This is a genomic window from Pseudorhodobacter sp. (assembly GCF_030452865.1).
Taxonomy (GTDB): domain Bacteria; phylum Pseudomonadota; class Alphaproteobacteria; order Rhodobacterales; family Rhodobacteraceae; genus Pseudorhodobacter.
Window position 1 is genome coordinate 1 of record NZ_JAKDLJ010000505.1, and the last position, 2247, is coordinate 2247.

Annotated in this window: 6 protein-coding genes; all 6 read left to right on the top strand. The window is 65.2% G+C overall.

Going from position 1 to position 2247, the window contains the following annotated elements:
• Positions 1 to 76: 76 nt before the first annotated feature.
• The gene (locus tag L0H65_RS18710; protein WP_301460708.1) at positions 77 to 319 is read left to right on the top strand and encodes a hypothetical protein; all 243 of its coding nucleotides are present in this window, start codon (positions 77 to 79) and stop codon (positions 317 to 319) included.
• Positions 319 to 828 (top strand): hypothetical protein, encoded by a 510-nt coding sequence (locus L0H65_RS18715; RefSeq protein ID WP_301460709.1) that lies wholly within the window; start codon positions 319 to 321, stop codon positions 826 to 828. Before L0H65_RS18710 ends, L0H65_RS18715 begins: the two co-directional genes overlap by 1 nt.
• Positions 809 to 1060: a hypothetical protein gene (locus L0H65_RS18720; protein WP_301460710.1), complete on the top strand. Its 252-nt coding sequence runs from the start codon at positions 809 to 811 to the stop codon at positions 1058 to 1060. Before L0H65_RS18715 ends, L0H65_RS18720 begins: the two co-directional genes overlap by 20 nt.
• Positions 1060 to 1350, top strand: coding sequence for a hypothetical protein (locus L0H65_RS18725; RefSeq protein WP_301460711.1), 291 nt, complete (start codon positions 1060 to 1062; stop codon positions 1348 to 1350). The genes L0H65_RS18720 and L0H65_RS18725 overlap by 1 nt, the downstream gene beginning before the upstream one ends.
• Positions 1347 to 2000 carry a hypothetical protein gene (locus L0H65_RS18730; RefSeq protein WP_301460712.1) on the top strand — a complete coding sequence of 218 codons (654 nt, stop codon included), beginning with the start codon at positions 1347 to 1349 and terminating at the stop codon, positions 1998 to 2000. The genes L0H65_RS18725 and L0H65_RS18730 overlap by 4 nt, the downstream gene beginning before the upstream one ends.
• Positions 1997 to 2247 (top strand): DUF6378 domain-containing protein (locus tag L0H65_RS18735; protein WP_301460713.1); only part of this gene is annotated, 251 nt, incomplete at its 3' end. The genes L0H65_RS18730 and L0H65_RS18735, both read left to right, overlap by 4 nt.

Genomic DNA, 2247 nt, shown 5'->3' on the forward strand with positions numbered 1-2247 from the left:
CCGCCTAATATATTCTGGTGCTGATCGGGATCGTCGGGGCGGATTTCTTTGGTCTGCCCGGAAAGGGGCGGTCGTGATGCGCGGGGGCGTTTACAGATCGGGGCCGGGACAGGTTCGGCAGACTGTCCGGCGGCGGTTCTGGTGGGTGATGGGCCAGCTTTGGCTGATCCGGGCGCGACGGTGCGAACTGCGCGCGCTGCGCTGCGACGATCTGGCGCGCGGCCTGGCACAGTTCAAGGCCGCCGAACGGTTGAAAAAAAAGGCGGAAGAATTCTTCCGGCGCATCGGGTCGGGCGCAACGGATCGGGGGGCGGGCTAATGGCGCATCCGAAGTATCGCGATATCGAGGTTCGCGGCACGGTCTATCCCACGGTCAACGCCGCCGCGCGCGCGCTTCGGGTGCAGCCGCAGACGGTAATGAAAGCGATCCGCGCCGGGCGCTTGGCAGCGGTTGGAACCGGCGCAAGCCATCCAGAGCCGTTGCCGGTGCGCATCCGGGGCCGTGATTTTCCCCATGCCAAAGCGGCGGCCGCACATTTCGGGCTGCGCCCGAACACCATACATGCGGCCATCGCGCGCGGGGCCGAACATCGTGTCGGCCTGCCGCGCGATTGCCCGGCCAATATGTCCAAAGCGGTGCAGCTTGGCCCGTTGCGCTTTACCTCGATGGCGGCGGCGGACCGGGCTTTGGGGTTCCCCTATGGCTCGGTGTCGATGGCGCTGCGCCGGGGTGGCGGGCGGATGCACCGGATCATCCGGGCCGCGATGGAATTGGCCGCGCGGCGGGATCAACAGGTGGGGGCGGCGCGTGGCAAAGCTGATGCTTGAATTGCGATGCAGCACCCGCAGCCTGCGCGCGCTGGTGGCGCAACTGGATGACGTGTTCGTGCGCGGCGGCGACACCCTTGCGCCCGATCTTCGGGCCGAGATTTTGGCATTTGCCGATGCGCCGGGGGCGTTTTTCGATGTGTTGCCGCTGACGTCCACCGATGTAGCAGCATTGCAGGCGGTGCCGAACCTTCGGCTCAAGCGGTTGATTGCTGCGGCGGGGTTGACCTGATGGCCGGGAACATCATTCAGCGTATGCCGATGGACATCAGCCCGCGCGCCTGCCGCGCGCTTTGGGCCTCGGTTCTGTTGGTGCAATGGTCGGATGCGTTTCCGGAGTCGCGCGTGACCAAGCGTGGCGGCGGTGCCTTCGGGAGGCGGTCGCGCGATTACGCCTGCGATTGGTTCGGTTCGCGCGATTTTCACCAGGTCTGTGCGTTGGCCGGGCTGGATGGTTCGTCGGTGATGTCCCGCTTTCACGCGCGGTTGCGGCAGGAACAGGCAGCGGGGTGCGCCTCATGACCGCAAGTGCAAGGGGTTTGTTTCGCGCAACCGGCAAGCGCGCCAATCCGGTGATGACCGATTTGGCCGACGGCGTTGCCGTCTATGCCGATGAGGTTGCACGGGAAAAAGATGATTTTTACCCGACACCGCCGGAACCGACTCGCGCGATTCTGAAAGCGGAAAGGGCGGCGCTGGCGCGCTATGGTGCGGTCTGGGAACCGGCCTGCGGCGATGGTGCGATGCTGCGGGAAATGCAGGCGGCCGGGCTGAACGTGGTGGCTTCGGATCTGATCGACCGGGGCTGCGGCGCCGAAATCCGCTCGTTTTATGATTTCCGCGTACCGCCTGCCTGGGCGATGCTGACCAACCCGCCGTTTGCCGAGTGCAATTCGGGCGCATGGATACGCCACGCGCTGGACGTGCTGCATATCGACTACATGGCGCTGCTGCTGCCGCTCAACTGGATCGGGGCAGAGACGCGGGCCGGGTTATGGGCGCGGCATCCACCGGCGCGGGTTTATGTCATGCGCTGGCGGATTGATTTCACCGGCGGGGGCGCGCCGCCAATGCTCAACGCGTGGTTTGTCTGGGACGGCAAGACCGCCCTTGGGGATACGCGGTTCTTGATGCTGTCGAAGGCGGACGCATTGGGGGAGGGGTTTTTGTGACTGATCACCCATTTCATCGGGCGGCGATACTGGATTGTGCGCGGGAAGCGGTGACAGTGGACCGCGCTGCAACCCACGGGGCGGTTGAAAACACCTTCGGCCAGATCGCGGCCCTTTGGTCGGCGCGGCTTGGTGTCGCTATCACGCCCGCCCAAGTGTGCATCTTGCTGGTGGACCTGAAAACCGCGCGGGCATGGGGCAATCCGGTGCATGCGGATAACTGGATTGATATCGCGGGCTATGCGGC